Raw genomic sequence first — 18,189 nt, 5'->3', positions numbered from 1 at the left:
GTGTAAGCGCGCGCCGAGTTTGGCACAGTTTGACGGTTGGTTTGGCACTGCAGACTAGGGATGCTTAGTATCCTATTTGGCACTGCGCATCGTTTGGTGCGCAGCATTCTAGGAGCGATCGTATGAAGCAAGTCACGAAGGATCAACTTCTCTCTATAGCTAATGAGCGTCTGGATGCTCATCCGCACAAGCTTGAAGGAATGCGCTTTGACGATGTGGAGCAAAAAGGCAACACCTTGCTTTTTGGGGGTGAGTGTTTCTTCAACGCTAACGGCGGTGCTTCTGAAAAAACGCCGCAGGCGATCAAAACCTACGGCGAGATCGCCGAGGACCTCGCAACCCAGTATTCAATGCAGGGCTAGAACAATCCTCCCATGACCTCTGGCTGCCAGTTCATGATCACCAACTCAGAGCTGGCTGCCTGTCCTCCTTGGCGTTGGTTTGCCACGCTGTATTTGAGACTGGTCTGCTCGATCTGGAAGCCAGCGAACGCCTCACGGATGTCGGGGTGGTCGTTGATGCTGACCATCACCTTGCCTTTGCAGCGGCGCATGAAGTCGGCCATTCGTTGGTAGTTCTCGAACGGGAAGTCGACGCCGTAGCCTTCGGTCTGCCAGTACGGTGGATCCATGTAGAAGAAGGTGTGCGGACGGTCGTAGCGCTCGGCGCAGTCGAGCCAGCTGAGGTTCTCAACGTAGGTGCCTGCCAGGCGCAGGTAGGCTGCTGACAGGTTCTCTTCGATGCGGCACAGGTTGATGGCGGGGCCGGTGGTGGCTGTGCCGAAGCTCTGACCGTCGACTCGGCCGCCGAAGGCGTGCTGCTGCAGGTAGAAGAAGCGCGCGGCGCGCTGGATGTCGGTGAGGGTTTCCGGCCGGGTGTCCTGCAGCCACTTGAAAACTTGCCGGCTACTGAGCGCCCACTTGAACTGGCGGACGAACTCTTCGAGGTGGTTCTGCACGACCCGATAGAGATTGATCAGCTCGCCGTTGACGTCGTTAAGCACTTCGGTCTTGGCTGGCATAGGGCGGAGGAAGTAGAGCGCTGCGCCGCCAGCGAATACTTCGACATAGCATTCATGCGGCGGGAAAAGGGCTAAGAGACGGTCAGCTAGGCGGCGTTTGCCGCCTAGCCAGGGGATGATGGGTGAGGACTGCATAAACGCTCCGTTTGATAGGTGCGTCTATGCTGGGTTTATATACAGTAATGAGCGAGGGGGAAGCGGTTCAGTGATAAGTCTGCTTACGCTTCGCACACCTTGGCATATTGGGCCATCACTTCATCCTCGGAGTAAGGGTATCTACGACGGGTAGACTGGTCTGCCTTATAGAGCATGAGGAAGCGTTCTGCCGAGAAGCAAGTGGCCATGGCCGTTCCAAGCGTTGGCTCCGGCATGTTTTTAGCGAACTCGCGCAGGCAAGCGTCCTGCGCTGCGCCTTTAGATCTCGCGCATTTTCCTATGTCTTGGTAGTAAGAGAGCATTCCGTAGGCAGCCAAAGCCGCCACAGGAATACCTACTAACAGGGAAAGCTTGGCCAAACTATTGATCATCGCAGTGCTCCGACTGGCAAAACGTCATCATCCTAGATGGTGCCAATCAGCTCCAGTGGACTGGGTGCATTTACTGATGGGTTGGCCAGCATCCATAAGTGCTGCGGCACGATGCGGGCCTGCAGCTCTGAGCGAAACAACGGCGCGTCCGCTGCGCTGAACGCCCAAGCAACCAATTCGCTGCAGAACCAACAGTCATCTTCCTGCCAGTCCCTCCCGCGTAAGGCTATGCCCGCGACGCCCAGCCAGTCGTACGGCTTGCCGACTTGGCTAAGCGCGGCATCCAGTACAGCGTCGCGATCGGGTACCGCGAACTCAACCAGGACAGCACGGCTGGCCAGGGCGAGGCGTTCTGCCATTGGCTCTACGACGACGCCTGCCGGCGCGACAGCGCCGATCAGCACGGGTACAGCGCCGCGATCATCGACTAGATCTACATGCGACCAGGCAGACCATGTGCCAAGTCGGATGACCTGGCTCCCGATGTGGTGACGGCGGGTGAATAGAACGCGGACCGTCGTCATGGGTTACGCTGCCCCTGCGGGAATTGGTGATGCCGGCCATTTGATGACGGGCATAGCCGCAATCAACTCAGCTTCGGTCGGTACCGCTCGGCCGTCAGCCTTTACCTCCGCCATCAGTTGATAAGCCGCCATGTTGCAGGCGTCCATCCAGGCGGCAAACACCCGCCCTTCCTCCTGAAACGGGCCAGGGAAACCGGCGCGTAGCGAGCAAGTGAATCGGCTGTCGTAGCGGCGCTGCCCGGCCACCGTGTCTAGATACTTATTTAGCGCGACCGTTAGCGCGCGCTCGATATCCTCGGGGGCCGGGTCATAGACAGGCGGGTCGATCAGAATCGGCTGACCGTCAGCGTCGTGACTACGCACCTTGCCGTCGGCCGGATTGGCGATAACTGTGTCGTAACGCTCTGCCGAGATAGGCACCGCGTCGGCGGGCATAGCGGCCCCATGAATAGCAGGCAGATAAGTGCAGCCCGTAGTTTTGCTGTAATACATTGCAGCCCCCTTAATTGCCAATGGCGAAGACGCGCAGCGTGTAGCTGCCGGGCGCATCCGCGTCCGCTATGTAAAAACTCGCCTGTGTAGCGCCCGGCTCGCCGCCGCCGCAAATTCGTTCAAGTAGCGATCCGCCAGAACTCCCACCCAATGTGTGCTGGAACGCCCATGTGGCGAAACAGCTACCGGGGAAGGCCAAGGTATAGTTCCAGTTTCCGAAAACGGGCGAATTCACTGCTGTTTGAGTAATCGTGATTCGACCCCATTGAAAGATGAAGCCACCCAGCCAGGACGGCAGCGCGATATAGCCGTTTGCGCCCGGATAGAACGCAAAGCCAAGCCGTAGCTTCTTCGGGGTGACTATCGTCGCGTCGTCTGTGCCTGCGTTGACTTGGGCGCTTGTGGCGACCTTAGCCATGCCCAGCACGGTTTCAGTGGCTTGCGCGACCGCTTTTGCGATTGCCTGAAATACGCGCAGCGGTGACATCCACGCCGTCGTGTTCGTGCCCGCTTCAGCCTGCGCCTGCGTCGCGCCGGTATCAGTGGTTTGAACGCGCGCAGTTCCCCACCTCAATGCAGAATCTACGCCCATCCATAGCCGGATCGCGGCGAGGCCGCCCCAGTGAAAAGTCATGGCCGGGGCATAATCATCAGTCGTTCCGCCGGCTGCCGCCGCCTGCGCTTCGCGGATCTCAAGCGCCGAATCGGCGTAGGTTTGGCCGGTCGTTGGGCTTACCAATACGGGGCGCTGGTCGCTAATCGTCCCGACCTTCAGCGATAGCGCCTTAATCGCCGCTAAGAGCTGCGCAGTACTGGCTTCGTCGGGTTCAGCCCCAGAGGCTGAGATCACTGCCAGCAGTTCGTCAGTAACATCGTTGGCCCACTTAGCGGGATCTCGCGATGCGGGTATGCCCAGCAGCGGATTACCGTCGGTGAACTTGCCGTTCAGCAAGGCCACACCGGGCTCTGATTTTGGATAATCCATCAGGTATCTCCGTAGTTGAAAAAGAGGATGGAGCCGCCCGGCTTTCGCTTTTGCATCACGCATTCAAGCTGATTGTTGCCCCAGGCCCGGTAGGGTTCGCCCATGGCCGAGCGACCGTGACGGCGCTCGATCATCAGGGTGTCGGGCAGGTTGAGCTGCCAGACGTCTTCCCAATCCTCGCCGCCATAGGCCTCGCCCATGCTGGCGCGGCCGTGGCGGCGGGACTGGTATTCGGTAATGGTCGCGGTGGGGTAGCCCATGGCTTCGGCCAGCGCGAGGAAGTACGGGCGGCTTTGGCCACCCAGGCCGATGATCTTAGTGACCACGGCGTTGACGCGCTCTTGGACGGTTAGCGAGCCCTGAAGGCTGCAGTCGTCGGGTAGGTCGAGCGCGGCTTCCCAGCGGGTCAGCGTTTCGAACGCCTCGGCCGGATCCGCTTCACGGTAGAGATCGTCGGCACGTTGATGGGCGCGAGCCATTGGCTCACCGAGCGCCCGCAGCAACGCCTGCAGGGTGCTGTCCGGGTCACGGGACCAGGCAGCGCCGGGCGGGAGCAGCTGGCTAAGCTGCCGACCGTAATCTTCTCCTGTCAGGCCCATGCGATGCCCCCGAAGGTCGACATCTGACCGGTGAAAAGATGCACGTCTGCTGAGGGAGACAACACGCTATTGTCACGCTCACCGTTGGCTACGCTGACCGCCTCGCGAATGTGGCTTAGCAGCAGAGAGCCGCCTGGGGCAGCCTCGCGGCGGTGCAGGTCGCGCAGTTCGGCCTCGATCGCCGCCTGGACTTGCACGGTGTTTGGCACCGCGCGGATCTGGTACTGCAGCGGTTCGGCCACTGGCGGCAGGACATAGACCGAGCGGCGCCCGGCGGGGCGGCGCTCGGCAATGTAGGCCGCGCACGCGGCGAGCACCTCGGCGCCCGGAATAGGGTCGTCAAGGTTGTCGCAGACGATGCGGACCACGATGCTGCCGCTGCCCTGTTCATGCTCGGTTGCCCAGGCGCGGGTGATGGCGGGGTGGGATTCGAGCGCCCAGGTTTCGTAGTCGGTAAGACTTCCTCCTTGGGGCGGCTCGGCCATGCGGCGGTGCACTCGGGCGCGCAGGCCGTCCAGCGTTTCCTGGTCGATGCCGGCAGTCAAACCGCCTGCGGTCACCGTGGCGGCTGCCTGGATGCCGGTCACCGGGCTGAGCAAGGTCAGGCGCGCTCCTGCTGGCAGGTTGCCTGCGGCGCCAAGCGTTCGGGCATCCACCGTGGCCAGGCTGGTCGCGCTGGTCAGGGTCACGGATTCGCGAACGGTGTAGACCAGCTCCTGGTTGTACTGCAGCGATGTGCCGGCCAGCAGCGTCGCGCCGATGGCGCCACTGAGCTGGACCTGGCCGGTTGCACCGACCGGGTCGCGATACCAGAGCTTGTAGCGACGCGCCCAGCGCTCGACGCCCTCGGCGTCGGCCAGCTCGTCGGGGAGCATGTTGCGCCAGCGGTGCTCGATGTGGGCATGCAGGCCCTGCACGGCACCGGCCTCGGCGAAGGCGAGTACACCAAGCGTGCTTCGGCGGGTACGCGCTTCGGTACCGGGCAGGTGGGCCTCGATGTCGCTGCCGATCTGCTGTCGGGTCTGCTCAAGCGTAGGGATAGGGAACGGCATTAGAGGTTCTCCCACAGGGTGTCGTATTGATGGTTTTCGGTGCGGCCATCGCGACGCAGGATGGCGACCTGCAGGCGTAGCCAGCCTCGCTGGGGCACCGATGCGGTGACCTCGGTGCGTGCGGCGATGCCGTCTTCGAGCGTCCAGCGGACGCTTTCCTTGCCGTACTCGCGGGCGCGACGCAGGGTTTCAGTGATCTCTTTCTCTCGGCTGAGCAGCCACATACGCGAACCGATCTGGTCGCCGGCTACGTCCGGCCAGGCGTCACCCGGCCAGCCGCGAAGATCGCGGGAATCACCCGGCAACGCGTCGTCGGCACGGGCGCGACGATCAGAAAACAAGCTGATGATGACAGGCGTCTGCAGGCTGCTATCTAGCACCAGGTCGCCGTTATCGATGGCCATGTCGGCTTCGCGGCCGTTCCACTGGAGGGCGATATCGGTCATTGGGCATCCCCCGATATATCGCTGCCGCGTTGCACGCCGTCATGCTTGTGCCCAATCTGGCTGATGCCGCCCGCGATCTGGTCGCCCTGCGACTCGATGCGGCCGGTCTGCGTAAGCAGCGGGCTATCGATGTTCACGGCGGTAGTGGCCTTGATGTTCAGCGTGCCGGTTTCGATGTCGATCACGCGGCCGCGCTTGAGGTGGATCCGGTCGCCCTCGTCGGTGTAGATGGCCACCTCTCCGTCCTCGAGCTCAGCGATGCGATAGCGACGGTCGGCGCAGGCAATCACTACGCTATGGGCGCGGTGGCCACCGACGGCTACCACTAGCGCTTCGGCGCCGGTGTGCGGCTTGTAGGTGAAGCCATAGGGCTGCCAGTGCTCGGCGCCGTCCAGTTGCTCGTCGGCCAGCAGGCTCAGCTGCAGGGTCTGCATGCGGGAAGCGTCGTTAACCAGGGTGACGACGGCGCGGCTGACGATGTGCGCCAGGCCGCGACGAAGCGGGGTCAGCATGCGGTCAATACCACGCATCGGTGACCTCCGGTTCTGGTTGCTGCAAGACGTCGAACGCCTCGCGCGGCATGACGGTCAGTTCGATGCGCTCGCCCGAATCGTCGAGGCTGTAGCTGATGTCGGTGATCAGCCGCTCGGCGCCACGCAGGTACTGGTAGGCGTCATTCACCGTGGTCAGGCTGTTGATGCGCCAGATATGGCCATTGCTCTGGCGATGGCTAGGCAGGTTGTAGGTCAGCGCCTGCGAGCGGCCCCAACGCACGTTGCGTTCCCAGGTGACGCGCTGGCGAGCAGCTGCTGCGTCGAGAGGGCCATCTGCGATCAGCGTCAAAGGGCGATGGCGATTGATGCGCGAATCGCTGGCGCGGGCCACGATGCCGCTGGCCTGCTCGCCGGACAACCAGTCGTCGCCCTGGGCTTGGCCCTTGAGCGTGTAATGGCGGAATACCTCCGTGAGGTCGCGGTTGCCCGAGCCCTGCTGGATGTTTTCGCCCAAGACGAGACTGTCATGCGCGCGGTTTTGGCCAGCGCGACCGATGATCAGGTTGCCACGGCCGTCGGACATGAGCAGCACGCCGCGGATCCGGGCCGCCTGATCGAGCATCTCGAAAACCGTCTCGCCGTCGTTAGGCTTGAGGCTCTTGAACGGGGCGTTCGCGCCGGCCTGGTCGATGACGGTTATTCCAAACGGGGCGCAAAGTTCGCGGGCGACGTCGGCCAGGCCGCGCCCGATCCACTGTGTGGATGGAGCGGAGCAGTCGACCAGGTCGCCCGTTTTGTCGCGGCCGCTGACGCTGACGCTGTGTTCCTGGGCGTTGTAGGTGGGCCTGACCTGATCGATATAGCCAGTGATCAGCAATTCACCGTCGTAACGCAGGCTGCAGGGCGCGCCTTCGGGGATCTCGCGGCGCTGCGCCTGGCCTGCCCAACGCTCGGTCAGCTGCAGGTCGAAGCGGCCTGCCAGTTGCTGCATGCCCAGATTGATGCGGTAGCTTTTCCAGCCGCCCCATTCCTGGTCGCCAACGGTGAGCAGTACTTCAGGCATCTTTCAGCACCTCCAGCGTTTGTCCGCCCTGGACGAAGCCCGGATGCGCAAGGCGGTTACGGGCGACGATCTCATCGGCACGCCGAGCATCGCCGTAGAGCTGGTGGGCGATGAGCAATGCCGGCACGGTGGCTTTCGGCTGGTAGCGGGCCAGCGGCAGCAGCGCAGCCGAGGTGCGATTCATGTCGTTGACCAGCGCGGCCGTCAGCTTGGCCAAGGCGGCATAGCGCTCCGGGCTGGCTTCGAGCTGCTGGCGATCGAGCTCGGCGACTACCTTGTCGCGGACTTGAACCGCCTGGTCGCGGTTCTCATAACTGATGCCAGGCAGGACCTTGCCTTGGTTATCTAGCGGTCGGCTGGTGGCAAGGCGAGCGACCTCGGCGACGGCGACACGCTCTACCAATCGATAGACCGCCGCCTGGTTGGCTGCCTGCTGCGCTCTGGCCGGTGTAACGTAGCCGCTGCTGCGCACTGGCTTGGCCGTGCTACCAAAGTTGAAGAGTGCCGCCTGCGCCTGGAACGCCGCGAAGGGGTTCATGCCGCTGGTGATACTGCGAACAACGCCCATCAGGCTGAGGCCAAGGTTGCCCGGCGAGAGCATGAGCTGCTGCACGCTGCCGGTCAGCCGGGTGAACAGCGTGTTGAACGAGCCGGCATCGCTGAGCAGGCCACCCGCATTCAAGACGCTGCTGGTTGCGCTCTGAATGGTGCCGATGGCCGGACCGGCAAGCCCCTGCGCATAGTCAAAGGCCTCGCCTACTGCGCCACTCGCTTCGCCCAGCATGGCTAGCGCCTCGTCAGCGACGAAGCTGGCGGTGCTCTGCACGCTCCAGTCTTCTTCGAATTCCGCCAAGGCTTCCTGCTGCACCTGGTCGGCCGCAGCGTTTACTGCAGCGCCTGGCAGCGCCTGGCTGTCCGGGCGGGGTTTTTCGCCGGCTTCGGCGAAGTTCTGGGTGATGCGCGCCAGGCCGCCCTGTTCGGTGCTTTCTTCAATGCTGTAGTCACCCAGCACGACGACATCCAGCTCACCGTAGAAGGGGTGCATGAGCGTGCCGGGGCCCCAGGACTCCAGCGCCTCGATCAGCCGATCGCGCTGGGCCATGTAGTCCGGCCCGATCACGGTCATGACCAGGTTGAACTGGCGCGCCTTGCGGCCCATGTCCTGGGTGCTCGGCACGTCGCGCAGCGGGTACTCATCGAGCACAGTGCGGCGGCCGCCCGTGCGGGTGCTGCTCTTAAGGTGGAACGGCACGCCACGGAACGCGCCGGGCCGGTAGTCATCGCGCCAGGCCATCAGCTGCCCGCTCCGGTGCGGCCGGTGAGTACACGCATCTCCAGGTCATCCTGGGGTTTGAGCTGGGTGACCTTGGCCTTCTGGTCGCCCTCAATGCGGATGGTGAGTTCGGAAGCAGCCTTGTTCGCGGCGATCGCGCTGCGTGCGCTTTCGCTGAAAGGAGAGATGGCGTAGGCCACGGCTTCGCCGATCTTGTCGCCCAGGGCCGTGCCATCGATCAGGTAATCATTGAGCAGCGTGCCGACGCCGTAGCCGGCTGCACCGGCGCCTGCTACTGCGGCACCGGCCGTGGCCATGGCGCCTGCGCCGAAGGAAGGCAGAGCCGATAGCGGTGCGCCCCCCAGCAGTGCCAAGGTGGTTTTGAGCTTGCTGAAAGTCTTAGGGCCTGCGAGATCACCAGCGGTTTCGGCCAGCTTTTCGGCTGTGCCAAGCTTGCCGCCGAACCCGTCCGGCATGTTGACGACGAACACGGGCTGGACGCCGGCCGCTTCCTCCAGGGCCTTGCCGGTGGCTACGCCTGCAGCAGTGCTGCCGAACTTACCGGCCAGGCCCTCGATGGCTTTGCCGCCGTAGCGGGCGGCTGCGGCCGTGCCCAGTGCCAAACCGGCACCGCCCAGGAGGATGTCGCCTCCGTCCAGTCCGAGGCCGCCGTTGCTTTTGCTGTCGAGGCCGAACTTGATCGCCTCGCTAACCGCGTCGTTAATTGGTGTGGCGAAGCCGTCCGCCGCCTCGCGCATGGCGCCCTTCAGGCGGCCGGTTTGGTCGATGGCGTTGCCGATCGCGTCCGGCAGGTCGCGGGCGATGGTGCCGCTGGCGGTACTGACGTCGCCGAATACCTTGTCCAGCTTGGTCAGTGAGTCGCCATCGAGCAGGGTCTTTAGGCCGCGCTGGGTGTCCTGATCCGCTTTGCCAAAAGCCTTGGAGATGAACGCGAACTTGTCTCGGTCCGTTCCCAGCTTGTCGTACTGCTTTTTGATATCGCCAATGACATCCAGCGCATCACGGCGAGACTTGTCCTTGTTGAAGAAGCTGACCCCGGTCGCCCTGGACGCCTCTTTCATATAGTTGTCGTTGGTGAATACGCGCAACGTGCTGTCGGCCAGTGTGGCCAGCCGCTCGGCGTTGGGTTCGACCATCGACAGGGTTTCGACCAGGGCCAGGGTCTGGTCCAGGCTGAGGTTGGAGGATTTGGCATTGCTGCCGATCCTGGCGAAGATATCCGGTAGGTTCTCCAGCTCGGCATTGCCCGCCCGGCCGGCGACTACCATCTTGTCCAGCAGCAGGCGTGCCTCTTCGGTTTTGCTCAGGTCGATGTCGAACTGGGTCGCGGCCACGCCCATCGCCTTGGCCAGCGCGTCGGCATTGGTCTTGGAGACGGCTAGCGTCTCTGCCATTGGTGCCACAGTTGCGGTGGCCTGGGCCATGTTCAAGCCGCCCGCGATCAGCGCATCCACGCCGCCCTTGAGTTCGTCCGCGCCCTGGCCCGTGGCGATCTGTGCATCGAGCAGGCTCTTGCGCAGCTTGTCGGCCTCGGCGGCGGTCGCCCCGGCCGTCAGCTGCAGCTGCTTGAGGTCCTTATCCAGCCGCGCCGACTGCATGCCGGCGGCGACGGCCGAGACGCCAATGCCCAGCTGCGCCAACTTGCCCTCAACCGAGCCGGCAAAGCGGCCCAGCGCAGCCAGCTCGCCCTTGGCGGCGTTGCCGAACTTGCGCAAGCCACCTTCGCCTTTGCTCAGCCCGCCCATAAGGCGGCTGACATCGGCGCTGATGCGCATGGCCAGGTTGAGGTCGGTTGTGCTCATGTCTTCTTCGTCAGGTTGCCGAGGTAGTGGAAGAACTCACGCGGTGGCAGCGCCATGATCTGGTCGCGTGACCAGCCGTGGCGCAGGGCGATCAGCTGGACGGCGTCCCAGTGTTTTCTGAGCTGCTCGGCTCGGCGTTTCCCAGCTTGTCCAGTTCGAGCTGGGCGGTGCGCAGGGCCACAAAATCACCGCGCTTGCGGATCATCGAAACCACGAACGGGCCGGCATACTCGCGGCCGCTGGCATCGGTGACCTTGACCAGCTGGCGGACCGCTAGCTGCGCGGCATAGTGGATCTGGTTGCCGGCGCCGCCGGACTCGACCTCGGCCTCGATCATGTCGGCCAGCAGCGCCTCGCGCATTACGAATCCGGTGTAGATAACGCCGGTGACGCTTAGGCCGTGGGGCAGCTTTCCGGTGGTAGTGATCTGTTGCATGGGTTCTCCTTACAACTGCTCGGCCGGCTGGCCGCTGATAGCGATGGTCACGTCGCGACCGACGCTGATGGTGTTGGTGGTGAACGCCTCGCGGATGACCCACGACTGACCGGTGTCGCTCTCGAACACCACGTTGGCGTCGACCAGGTCGCGCAGTTCCTGGACGGGCAGATCCTGCGTGAGCGGGACGGTGCAGCTGAGCTCGGGCGCGGTGGTGGCTTCGTAGTAGCCAACCGAACCGTCGTCGAGTGGCTCGGCGGTGCGCCCGGTGCCGCCCAGGTTGAGGGTGGCGCCTTCCTTGGTGCGCAGGCGCTTGCCGTTGTAGCTAATGGTGGCGCGGCCGTGATGCTTCATAGGGCCTCCTTACAGGCGGTACTGGACGGCGGCTGCGAAGATGTCGAACTGGTTGACCAGGTTCGGCGGCAGCACGGCATTCATACGGTTGGGGTTCTGGGTGGAGCGCTTGATCAACAGGTCGCGCTTGAAGCCTGCGACGTCCTCGATCAGGCCATCCTCGGTGGCGAGTTTGATCGCCTCGGCAATGAGGGTGGCGCGCACCGTGGTGGGGGTGGCGTAGGCTTGGCCCGGCACCGCGACGTCACCCAGCTTGTGACGTGGGTAGTCACGGGCCACGGCTGCGTTGAAGCGGAAGCGCACCAGGTCGACGGTCCACTTGGTTTCCAGACGCAGCAGGCTGATATCCGGCAGGCCGAAGCTGTTGCTCTGGTAGTTGGTGATGATGGTCTCGATCAGCACCTGGCCGCCCTGGTCGACGGTGAAGGTGCTGATACCGTCGTACAAAGCCAGGTTGCGCTCCGGACGGGTGAAGCGGCTCTTCTCCGGTGGCGGCAGCACGCCCGGCAGCGGCAGGCTGCGGAATGGCCGCGCAGGGTCATTGGCACCGGACGATTCGGCGACCGTCGCCCACACAGCCGCGACGGCCCACGGCGGCGTGGGCATGTCGTACATGCCAAACGTGCTGATGTGCGGCGAGTTGCGGCTGTTGCCCCAGGTGGTGAGCGCGGCATGGTTGCCCACCTTGGCGTTGAACACGTGCCCGGTGAGCGGCTCCATCGGGCCGAAGCGATCGGTCAGTTCCTCTTCCAGGGCGACCAGGTTGGGGCCGTCCAGGTAGGGGCAGACGATGCTGTAGTATTGGGTACCGGCGATGGCATCGATCACCGAGACGATGCTCGGGTTGGCCGCGCCGCCGGCCATGGCAGCGATGGCCACCGTGAGGCCGGCCGGGGTCTGCTCGCCGTAGTAGTTGGCGCGCACGTCCAGGTCGTTGCCGGTTTCGCCCTTCCAGCGGCAGGTAAGCGTCACCACGCCCAGCGCGGCCGAGGCGGTGACCGGTAGGTCGCCGTTGGCGTTGACGGTGTCGGCCAGGCGGGTGGCCAAAGTGGCGACAGTTTCGCCGGCAACCACGGCGATGCGCACCTGGGTGCCACCGATATACAGGGCTAGGATGCCGGTGAGCGTCGGTGTGCCGGTGAACGTGATGGTGCCTGTGGCGGCCACGCCGGCTGCATCGTCATCGAGCGCGATCGCCCAGATGTCGACGTAGTCATCGGCTTTGCGCGCTGCTGCGGCCATGCCGTGGAGCATCGAGCCTTGGCCGAAGGCCTGCGCGGCCTGGTCACCGGCCTGACTACTGAGACGGGTGGCAGTCAGGGCGGCGACGGTACCGGAGGCCAGGCGCTGGCCGATCAGCAGCAGGCGGCGCTCCATGACGGCACCGCCACCAGAGGCCTTGCTCGGGTCGATCTCGATGTAGATGCCCGGCACGCGGATGTTGTCCGGGATCTCGTTGAAGCTGACGTTCTCGGCCATGGTTTACTCCTTGCCTGCCGCAGGCTTGGCGGCTTTGGGCGGGTTGCCCTGGGTGACGGACTGGTCGGCGATGCGGCGGCGCCAGTAGCTGTCGAGCACGACGTGGTCGCCCTCGGGCTTGAGGTGGCCACCTAGCGGGTGGCGGACCTTGAGGCCCTCGGCGGGCACCAGATATACGGGCTTGCTCATGTACCCTCCTGAGGGTTGATGTGCGATTGCAAGTCAGGCGCCGGGGCGCTGTGGTCTTCATCCAGCCAGCGCTGATGCGCGGCCGGGGTGTGCGGATCGATGTCAAAGTCGGCGTGAAACTCCACGAACTCGCCCAGGTTCGTCGCGTCCTTCTGCGGCGGGTCGGTGTCGGCCTGAATCTGCACCAGGGCGATCTGCAGGCCCTGGTCACGGAACTGGCTGTCATGCAGAAACTGGTAGCGAGTGACCTGCCAGCTGGCGTCGTCGCTCTGGCCGCCATGCAACTCGGCAATGGCCGCATCGAGCATCTCGTACAGGCCGATGGTCTTGCCGTCGCCACGGCGGGCGGCCTGATGGCCACGGGCGTTACGGGCGACCAGGACCACGACGAACTGCGGCGTCGCGATCGCCTGGCTGAGCGTGCCGTCGGCGGCGACCACGTAAGCGGCCGGGGCGTCGAGGCCCCAGCGCTGGACCAGGTCGCGGTCAGGCGTGTCCGGCAGGCTGTCGACCACCTTGAGGCGGCGACCGAGCTCGCTGGTCTTGAGCAGCTCGATCAGTTGTGTTTCCAGATCGCCAAGCATCAAGCACCTCCCGGCGCGTTCTGGCGCACCAGGTTGCTGAGGTGGTTGCTGACCAGGTCGAGAATGTCGTGGCGGTCGTCATTGGACAGGCCGAGATATGGCCGTGCCGGTATGTCGACTTGGCTTACGGTGCGCCAGCCAATGCCTGGGATGGCAAAGCGGAGCCCGCCTGCGCCCTTGGCCTTGATGGTTCCACCGAACTGGTGGATGGCGGCGTAGATCCGGTTGACTCCCCAGACGGCTGACTTCTGGTTGACGTAGCTGCCAACGGAATCACCTAGGTGGCCGTCCTTGGTCAGGGTTTTGCCGCCGTTGAGCTGGGCGCGCAGGCTCGGCTTCCAGCGCTGGCCGTCCGGGCCGGTCTGGCTGCGAAAGCGGGCACGGGTGCTGCTCTCGCCCAGGAAGGCGATGTCCTGCAGCAGCGGCGCCGGGTCACCGCCGAAGCGGCGGATCTCCTGGAACAGGCGCTGGACCTGCGGCAGGTTGCTGACGATGCGAATGCTGACGGCCATCAGATGAAGCCTCGGCTGTTGTCGCGGGCGAATACCAGACCACCGCTGACCATCTCCGCGCCGGCCGAGGGCTGCGCGACCGCGCCGGTGTCGGTCGGGCCGAGCTGCACCTTGCCGGTGGCCACGCTCTCCAGGAACTTGATGGAGTCCTTGTAGAGGGTGGTGATTTGCTCAGTGGCCGCGTCGTCGTAAAGGAAGTAGCGGGCCAGCTGGCCGGCGATGCGTTCGAGCACCTCCGGCGAATTAGTGAGCGGGAGCTGGTAGCGACCGCCCAGGTAGGTGTTGATGGTCTGTTCGGCGTCCTGCAGGGCGCGATCAACCCTGGCCAGCGCCTGCCCGGCGGCCGTCTGCTCTTCGGGGGAATAGGCAGACAGGTCATCACCGGCAGCGGCCCTTGTCAGCAGCTCGCCATAGACCATCGGCGGGATGCTGGCGTCGGCACGCTGGGCGATCTCTTCGGCGCTGTAACGCTTCAGAAACTGGGAGGCGCTGGCGTACATCAGGCGTTACCTTCCGTGTTGTCCTGGTCACCCTGAGTACCGCCGGTACTGCCCGCCGAATTTGCATTGGCTTTGGCATCGTCGGCAGTCGGAGCAGCAGGCTGCGTGGGTTCGGTTGCGGCCTGGGCCTTGGCCAACTCGGCGAGCTTGGCATCGGCCTCGGCGGTCGCTGGGAACTGCGCCTGGGTGACGCTGAGCATCGGCTCGGCCTCGATCGCGTCCAGCTGCGCCTGGGTCAGGTTCTCCAGCAGCAGGCCAGAGCCTTCACGGGTGAAGGTGAAACCGGCGCGGCGGAAGGTCGGCGGCAAGCTGCGGACGAAGATGCCGTCCAGCAGCTCGGCTTCGGCGCCCTGGTTGACTGCAGCCTTCTTCGCTGCAGCCTTGGCGGCTGGCTTCACTGCGGCCTTGACAGGTGTTTTAGCCATATCCAAGCCCTCCCTTAGGCGCCAGTGCCGGTGGAACCGAAGGCGAGCTGCCAGAAGCCGTAGCCAGCCGCAGCGCGTGCTTCGGCGCCGAACTTGTACTTCTTCAGGTTGAATACGTCCTCGGCTTCAGGGTTGGTCTGCGAGACGAACACCGGCTTCTTGCGTGGCTGGTAGACGAACGGCTTGACCGGCTTGCTGGTGTCGAGCAGGAACCACGCGGTGTCGGACTCGATGCGCCCATCGACCACCAGTTCTGCGGTGCCCTTGTAGGGGTTCGGGTTGCCGTCGGCCAGCTTGGCATCGGTCAGCAACGCACGGGCCGTGTCTTCCAGGGCCGGGCTGACAACCAGCACGGTGGGCGTGATGTTCAGGGAGCGACCTTCTTCGTCCTTGAACAGCTTCATGCCAGTGCGCGCTGTGCCGTAGCCGGCCTTGGCCGCTGCCAGGGTGGCGTTGGAGAGCGCTGCGGTGATCTTGTTGCTCACCGAGTTACCGCCCACTGGGTGGTCGGTGTCGAAGAAGTACTGGCCGTCATAGCAGAGCTTGACGAAGCCGCCGTTGACCGCCTCGTAAACCAGTTCATCAGGCAACTGAGCAGCCGAGTAGCCGGCCATCTGCGCCTGAGGCTGGTATATGCCGAGCTGGTCATCTTCGATGTGGTTGCGGTCGACTTCGACGGTGGCTTCGAAGTCTTCGTTAACCACGACGTACTTGTAGGCTTCCAGCGCCTTAGCGACCTTGGCGCCTATCCAGCGGCGCATCTTCGGGAAGTTGCTCAGCCAGGTGTAATCGTTCTGCCCGCTGTTGGACGGAACCTCCATGGCGATCTTCTGCCAGGTGCTGGGGGCCGCTTCGAAGGCTTTGTTGAAAGTGGTCTTCAACGCCAGGAACACGGCGGAGAGGGCTGCTTTATTGATGAGCATGTTGGGATAACTCCTTATTCGATCCAGACGCCGTCGGACTCGATGCCGACGATGCGCCCTGCGGCGGAACGGGTACCGGTGCCGTCGGTGGCGGCCAGTGTCTGGTCGTCGACGATGTAGGCGGTTTTGCCCTGGTGGGCCTGGGTGATGGAACCGTCGTTGCCCCACTTGAAGGCATTGAGGCGGCGGACCGGGACGGTGGCTGCTCCATCGGCGCCGCCGGTGTTGTCGACTGAGTCTTCGGCGCGGCCCAGATACGTCAGGCCGACCGCCGTGCTGCCCGGTGCGGCATAGCCGTTGGCATTGGCCACCACGAGGGCGCCGGCAAAGATCTTGGCGTTGCTGGCGACCAGAACGGCAATGACCGTGGCGTTCATCAGCGGGGTGTTGCGGTCACGGGTGAGAGCGGACATGGGGGCTCCTTACGCTTTCAGGGTGGCGAGGTAATCCGCCGGCTCGATGCCCATGGCTTTGCACACGGCCAACGCTTCGGTATCGAGCTGGTCGACGCTAGCGGGGGCCTCATGCCGGTGGCTCTGGGTCTGCTGGCCCTTGAGCGCCGCGATTGCCGGGGTTTGTTCCAGGTAGGTCTTGAGAGCGGCGACGTCTTTCTTGCCGAGGTCACTCGCCCACTTCTCCTGAGCTGGCAGCAGGCGGCCATCGGCTAGGCCGGCTTTCACCAGCTCGCCAACTTCGCCTTCGACCTGGCTGGTCTTGAGCGCAGCGATGTCCTGTTTGAGCGACTCCACGACGCTGAGCGGAACGAACTTCGAAGGATCCGGCTGACCTTCAGTCTTGGCCGCAGCCAGGGCGGTTTGCAGTTCGCCCACCTTGCCGGCGTCGGCCTTGAGTACCGTCAGGGCGGTCTGGATGTCTTCTTCGCTGGCGTCTGTGGACAGACCCAGCAGTGCAATCAGCGCTTCTTTGTTCACACTTTGGTTCTCCTTTGCGGATGTGGCGGCCGGGTCGGCCAGTTCGAAACGAGCAGCCGCGAGCGCCGGCAGGGAGGCCATGCCGTCGAGTGCGGGATAGTTGGTGAGCGCGACGTGCAGCAGGTTGAGGACTTCGCCGGTCTGCTTGTCGTAGCTGAAGACGGGGCTCAGGTAGCGGTATTCCTTGGCCGCGATGAAGCCGGCGGCTTTCTCGGTCCACTGCACCTGGGTTGCGAACAGGCCGAGGCCGTCGCGCCATTCCAGGACGGACCCCGAAAACCAGCCGGCAGCGGGTGCGGGTTGGCCATTGGTCTCGCTGTTGAGGGTCTGGTGTTCGTAGTCGATGACGAGATCGGTAGCGCGAGCGGCCACCAGGGCGATCAGCCGGGCGGCGATCTGCGCGTCGATATACCAGTGACCGGCCGTCACATCCCGAGGCCGCCCGTCACGCGCCTTGAAAGCGCCGGCTGGGAACAGCTGGATGGCGGCACCTTCCGAGCGAATCTCGAAGGTGCAGGCGGCGATGGCAGAGGTCGGGGCGTGTTGTGTCTTCATGCCGCCAGTGTCGGCGGCATGAGCGGGTGGTTACAGGCTGAGGGGGTTCAGTGGGATAGCTTCAGGGTTTCGATACGTCTCACTGCGAGAGGTCCGAGGATCCAACACATCGAACCACCGGGCCCTGGAATTTCGCCAATCAGCCCTTTTGTCTTCAGCGCCAGACAAGCCAGGCGAATGTTATCGCCGTTAACCGCGTGTGGCTTGTTCTTCAAGATTGTTTTCTCGGAGACGCCAATGCCGGCTTGTGAAGCCAAAAATAGCAGCACCCAATCTTCCAGCGGCATGCTGGGGATCGCAGTGCCGAATCCCGTCAGAATGCGATTTGCGACGGACTTACATACATGTGTTTGGGCTGGCGACAACGGATTCGGTGTGTAGTCCAGGGCAGGCCGAAGCGGGTTACTTTTTGCCGCCATTGCTGCCGCCAGTGATGCTTTGTCAAATACTGAAAGCCGGGATTGAAATTGTTGTTCGGGCTGCTCACCCTGGGGTCTAGTCCGCCAGACGACCAAAACGATCAGCCAGCAGAAAATCAACGCTGCAGATCCGAACAGTGGAATTGAGCCCACCTGTCGCGGGTCTACGTGTCCATACGTGATGCTGATAGCAAGCAGGGCCGTCGAGGCGGTTGCCAAGATACCAAGGATTAAACCAGCCAAGGGCATGCCCGTTGGGGCCGCTAATCTAAGTAAGCCGCTTGCAATGCTTCCGGATAGCCTGTTGCGCCACCGCTTAAGGATCGGGCGGGACTCCCAAATCCACAGTACCGCTAGGCCACCGACGATGGCTATTGCCAAGGCAATGAGTGCGTTGACTAATAAATTCGATTCACCTGTTTCCATCTCAGCTATCCGACGCGCTTCCTGAACGCGCTGAATGATATAGCAGGCAGCGTTAGAAGGCCGTTAGAAACGCTTACAACGGTCATGCATCGTCAAAGCCAACGCTCGGTAGCCTTTACCGCTGGAAAGCTCGCCACGGCGCTGCGCTTGTTTACA

The 18,189-nt window shown here is 63.6% G+C and carries 25 protein-coding genes; 1 reads left to right on the top strand and 24 read right to left on the bottom strand.

Going from position 1 to position 18,189, the window contains the following annotated elements; genetic code table 11:
- The first annotated feature begins 122 nt into the window (after positions 1-122).
- The gene (locus tag ALTERO38_RS21395) at positions 123-362 is read left to right on the top strand and encodes a DUF2498 family protein (RefSeq protein WP_159969806.1); all 240 of its coding nucleotides are present in this window, start codon (positions 123-125) and stop codon (positions 360-362) included.
- Here the strand turns inward: ALTERO38_RS21395 and ALTERO38_RS21390 are convergent.
- The 24 genes from ALTERO38_RS21390 to ALTERO38_RS21275 all read right to left on the bottom strand — a co-directional run bounded on the left by ALTERO38_RS21390 (position 359) and on the right by ALTERO38_RS21275 (position 18,033).
- Positions 359-1,156 carry a DNA adenine methylase gene (locus ALTERO38_RS21390; RefSeq protein WP_159969805.1) on the bottom strand — a complete coding sequence of 266 codons (798 nt, stop codon included), beginning with the start codon at positions 1,154-1,156 and terminating at the stop codon, positions 359-361. The two genes, ALTERO38_RS21395 and ALTERO38_RS21390, sit on opposite strands and share 4 nt — an antisense overlap.
- Positions 1,157-1,239: 83 nt before the next feature.
- The gene (locus tag ALTERO38_RS21385) at positions 1,240-1,548 is read right to left on the bottom strand and encodes a hypothetical protein (protein WP_159969804.1); all 309 of its coding nucleotides are present in this window, start codon (positions 1,546-1,548) and stop codon (positions 1,240-1,242) included.
- A 32-nt stretch (positions 1,549-1,580) separates the two neighbouring features.
- A complete protein-coding gene (locus ALTERO38_RS21380; protein ID WP_159969803.1) occupies positions 1,581-2,072 on the bottom strand; it encodes a hypothetical protein in 492 nt (163 codons plus the stop codon).
- Positions 2,073-2,075: 3 nt separating this feature from the next.
- Positions 2,076-2,564, bottom strand: coding sequence for a hypothetical protein (locus tag ALTERO38_RS21375; RefSeq protein ID WP_159969802.1), 489 nt, complete (start codon positions 2,562-2,564; stop codon positions 2,076-2,078).
- 10 nt (positions 2,565-2,574) lie between these two features.
- Positions 2,575-3,549: a hypothetical protein gene (locus ALTERO38_RS21370; RefSeq protein WP_178114656.1), complete on the bottom strand. Its 975-nt coding sequence runs from the start codon at positions 3,547-3,549 to the stop codon at positions 2,575-2,577.
- Positions 3,549-4,148 (bottom strand): YmfQ family protein, encoded by a 600-nt coding sequence (locus ALTERO38_RS21365; RefSeq protein WP_159969801.1) that lies wholly within the window; start codon positions 4,146-4,148, stop codon positions 3,549-3,551. Before ALTERO38_RS21365 ends, ALTERO38_RS21370 begins: the two co-directional genes overlap by 1 nt.
- On the bottom strand, positions 4,139-5,200 hold the full coding sequence (locus tag ALTERO38_RS21360; protein ID WP_159969800.1) for a baseplate J/gp47 family protein: 1,062 nt from the start codon (positions 5,198-5,200) through the stop codon (positions 4,139-4,141). The genes ALTERO38_RS21365 and ALTERO38_RS21360 overlap by 10 nt, the downstream gene beginning before the upstream one ends.
- On the bottom strand, positions 5,200-5,646 hold the full coding sequence (locus ALTERO38_RS21355; protein WP_159969799.1) for a phage GP46 family protein: 447 nt from the start codon (positions 5,644-5,646) through the stop codon (positions 5,200-5,202). Before ALTERO38_RS21355 ends, ALTERO38_RS21360 begins: the two co-directional genes overlap by 1 nt.
- Positions 5,643-6,176 (bottom strand): phage baseplate assembly protein V, encoded by a 534-nt coding sequence (locus ALTERO38_RS21350; protein WP_256663957.1) that lies wholly within the window; start codon positions 6,174-6,176, stop codon positions 5,643-5,645. Before ALTERO38_RS21350 ends, ALTERO38_RS21355 begins: the two co-directional genes overlap by 4 nt.
- Positions 6,163-7,203: a phage baseplate assembly protein gene (locus tag ALTERO38_RS21345; protein WP_159969798.1), complete on the bottom strand. Its 1,041-nt coding sequence runs from the start codon at positions 7,201-7,203 to the stop codon at positions 6,163-6,165. Before ALTERO38_RS21345 ends, ALTERO38_RS21350 begins: the two co-directional genes overlap by 14 nt.
- Positions 7,196-8,497 carry a DNA circularization protein gene (locus ALTERO38_RS21340; protein ID WP_159969797.1) on the bottom strand — a complete coding sequence of 434 codons (1,302 nt, stop codon included), beginning with the start codon at positions 8,495-8,497 and terminating at the stop codon, positions 7,196-7,198. Before ALTERO38_RS21340 ends, ALTERO38_RS21345 begins: the two co-directional genes overlap by 8 nt.
- Positions 8,497-10,299 (bottom strand): phage tail tape measure protein, encoded by a 1,803-nt coding sequence (locus ALTERO38_RS21335; RefSeq protein WP_159969796.1) that lies wholly within the window; start codon positions 10,297-10,299, stop codon positions 8,497-8,499. Before ALTERO38_RS21335 ends, ALTERO38_RS21340 begins: the two co-directional genes overlap by 1 nt.
- A gap of 91 nt (positions 10,300-10,390) precedes the next feature.
- The gene (locus tag ALTERO38_RS21330) at positions 10,391-10,735 is read right to left on the bottom strand and encodes a hypothetical protein (protein WP_159969795.1); all 345 of its coding nucleotides are present in this window, start codon (positions 10,733-10,735) and stop codon (positions 10,391-10,393) included.
- 9 nt (positions 10,736-10,744) lie between these two features.
- The gene (locus tag ALTERO38_RS21325) at positions 10,745-11,089 is read right to left on the bottom strand and encodes a phage tail tube protein (protein ID WP_159969794.1); all 345 of its coding nucleotides are present in this window, start codon (positions 11,087-11,089) and stop codon (positions 10,745-10,747) included.
- A gap of 9 nt (positions 11,090-11,098) precedes the next feature.
- Positions 11,099-12,568 (bottom strand): phage tail sheath subtilisin-like domain-containing protein, encoded by a 1,470-nt coding sequence (locus ALTERO38_RS21320; protein ID WP_159969793.1) that lies wholly within the window; start codon positions 12,566-12,568, stop codon positions 11,099-11,101.
- Between the two features lie 3 nt (positions 12,569-12,571).
- Positions 12,572-12,757 carry a DUF2635 domain-containing protein gene (locus ALTERO38_RS21315; protein WP_159969792.1) on the bottom strand — a complete coding sequence of 62 codons (186 nt, stop codon included), beginning with the start codon at positions 12,755-12,757 and terminating at the stop codon, positions 12,572-12,574.
- Positions 12,754-13,341 (bottom strand): phage protein Gp37, encoded by a 588-nt coding sequence (locus ALTERO38_RS21310; protein WP_159969791.1) that lies wholly within the window; start codon positions 13,339-13,341, stop codon positions 12,754-12,756. Before ALTERO38_RS21310 ends, ALTERO38_RS21315 begins: the two co-directional genes overlap by 4 nt.
- Positions 13,341-13,853, bottom strand: a complete 513-nt coding sequence (locus ALTERO38_RS21305) for a phage virion morphogenesis protein (RefSeq protein WP_159969790.1) — start codon at positions 13,851-13,853, stop codon at positions 13,341-13,343. Before ALTERO38_RS21305 ends, ALTERO38_RS21310 begins: the two co-directional genes overlap by 1 nt.
- Entirely contained in the window at positions 13,853-14,353 is a 501-nt protein-coding gene (locus tag ALTERO38_RS21300; protein ID WP_159969789.1) for a gp436 family protein, read from the bottom strand. Before ALTERO38_RS21300 ends, ALTERO38_RS21305 begins: the two co-directional genes overlap by 1 nt.
- Positions 14,353-14,778 (bottom strand): HI1506-related protein, encoded by a 426-nt coding sequence (locus ALTERO38_RS21295; protein WP_159969788.1) that lies wholly within the window; start codon positions 14,776-14,778, stop codon positions 14,353-14,355. The genes ALTERO38_RS21300 and ALTERO38_RS21295 overlap by 1 nt, the downstream gene beginning before the upstream one ends.
- A gap of 14 nt (positions 14,779-14,792) precedes the next feature.
- Positions 14,793-15,701, bottom strand: coding sequence for a Mu-like prophage major head subunit gpT family protein (locus ALTERO38_RS21290; RefSeq protein WP_159969787.1), 909 nt, complete (start codon positions 15,699-15,701; stop codon positions 14,793-14,795).
- A 14-nt stretch (positions 15,702-15,715) separates the two neighbouring features.
- On the bottom strand, positions 15,716-16,114 hold the full coding sequence (locus tag ALTERO38_RS21285) for a hypothetical protein (RefSeq protein WP_159969786.1): 399 nt from the start codon (positions 16,112-16,114) through the stop codon (positions 15,716-15,718).
- Positions 16,115-16,123: 9 nt separating this feature from the next.
- Entirely contained in the window at positions 16,124-17,188 is a 1,065-nt protein-coding gene (locus ALTERO38_RS21280) for a phage protease (protein ID WP_159969785.1), read from the bottom strand.
- Positions 17,189-17,235: 47 nt separating this feature from the next.
- Positions 17,236-18,033, bottom strand: a complete 798-nt coding sequence (locus ALTERO38_RS21275; RefSeq protein ID WP_159969784.1) for a hypothetical protein — start codon at positions 18,031-18,033, stop codon at positions 17,236-17,238.
- Positions 18,034-18,189 lie beyond the last annotated feature (156 nt).

The sequence above is a fragment of the Pseudomonas sp. 9Ag genome, assembly GCF_902506445.1.
Taxonomy (GTDB): domain Bacteria; phylum Pseudomonadota; class Gammaproteobacteria; order Pseudomonadales; family Pseudomonadaceae; genus Stutzerimonas; species Stutzerimonas stutzeri_AB.
Note: the sequence above shows the minus strand (reverse complement) of the source record. Positions and strands in the feature narration are given on the sequence as shown.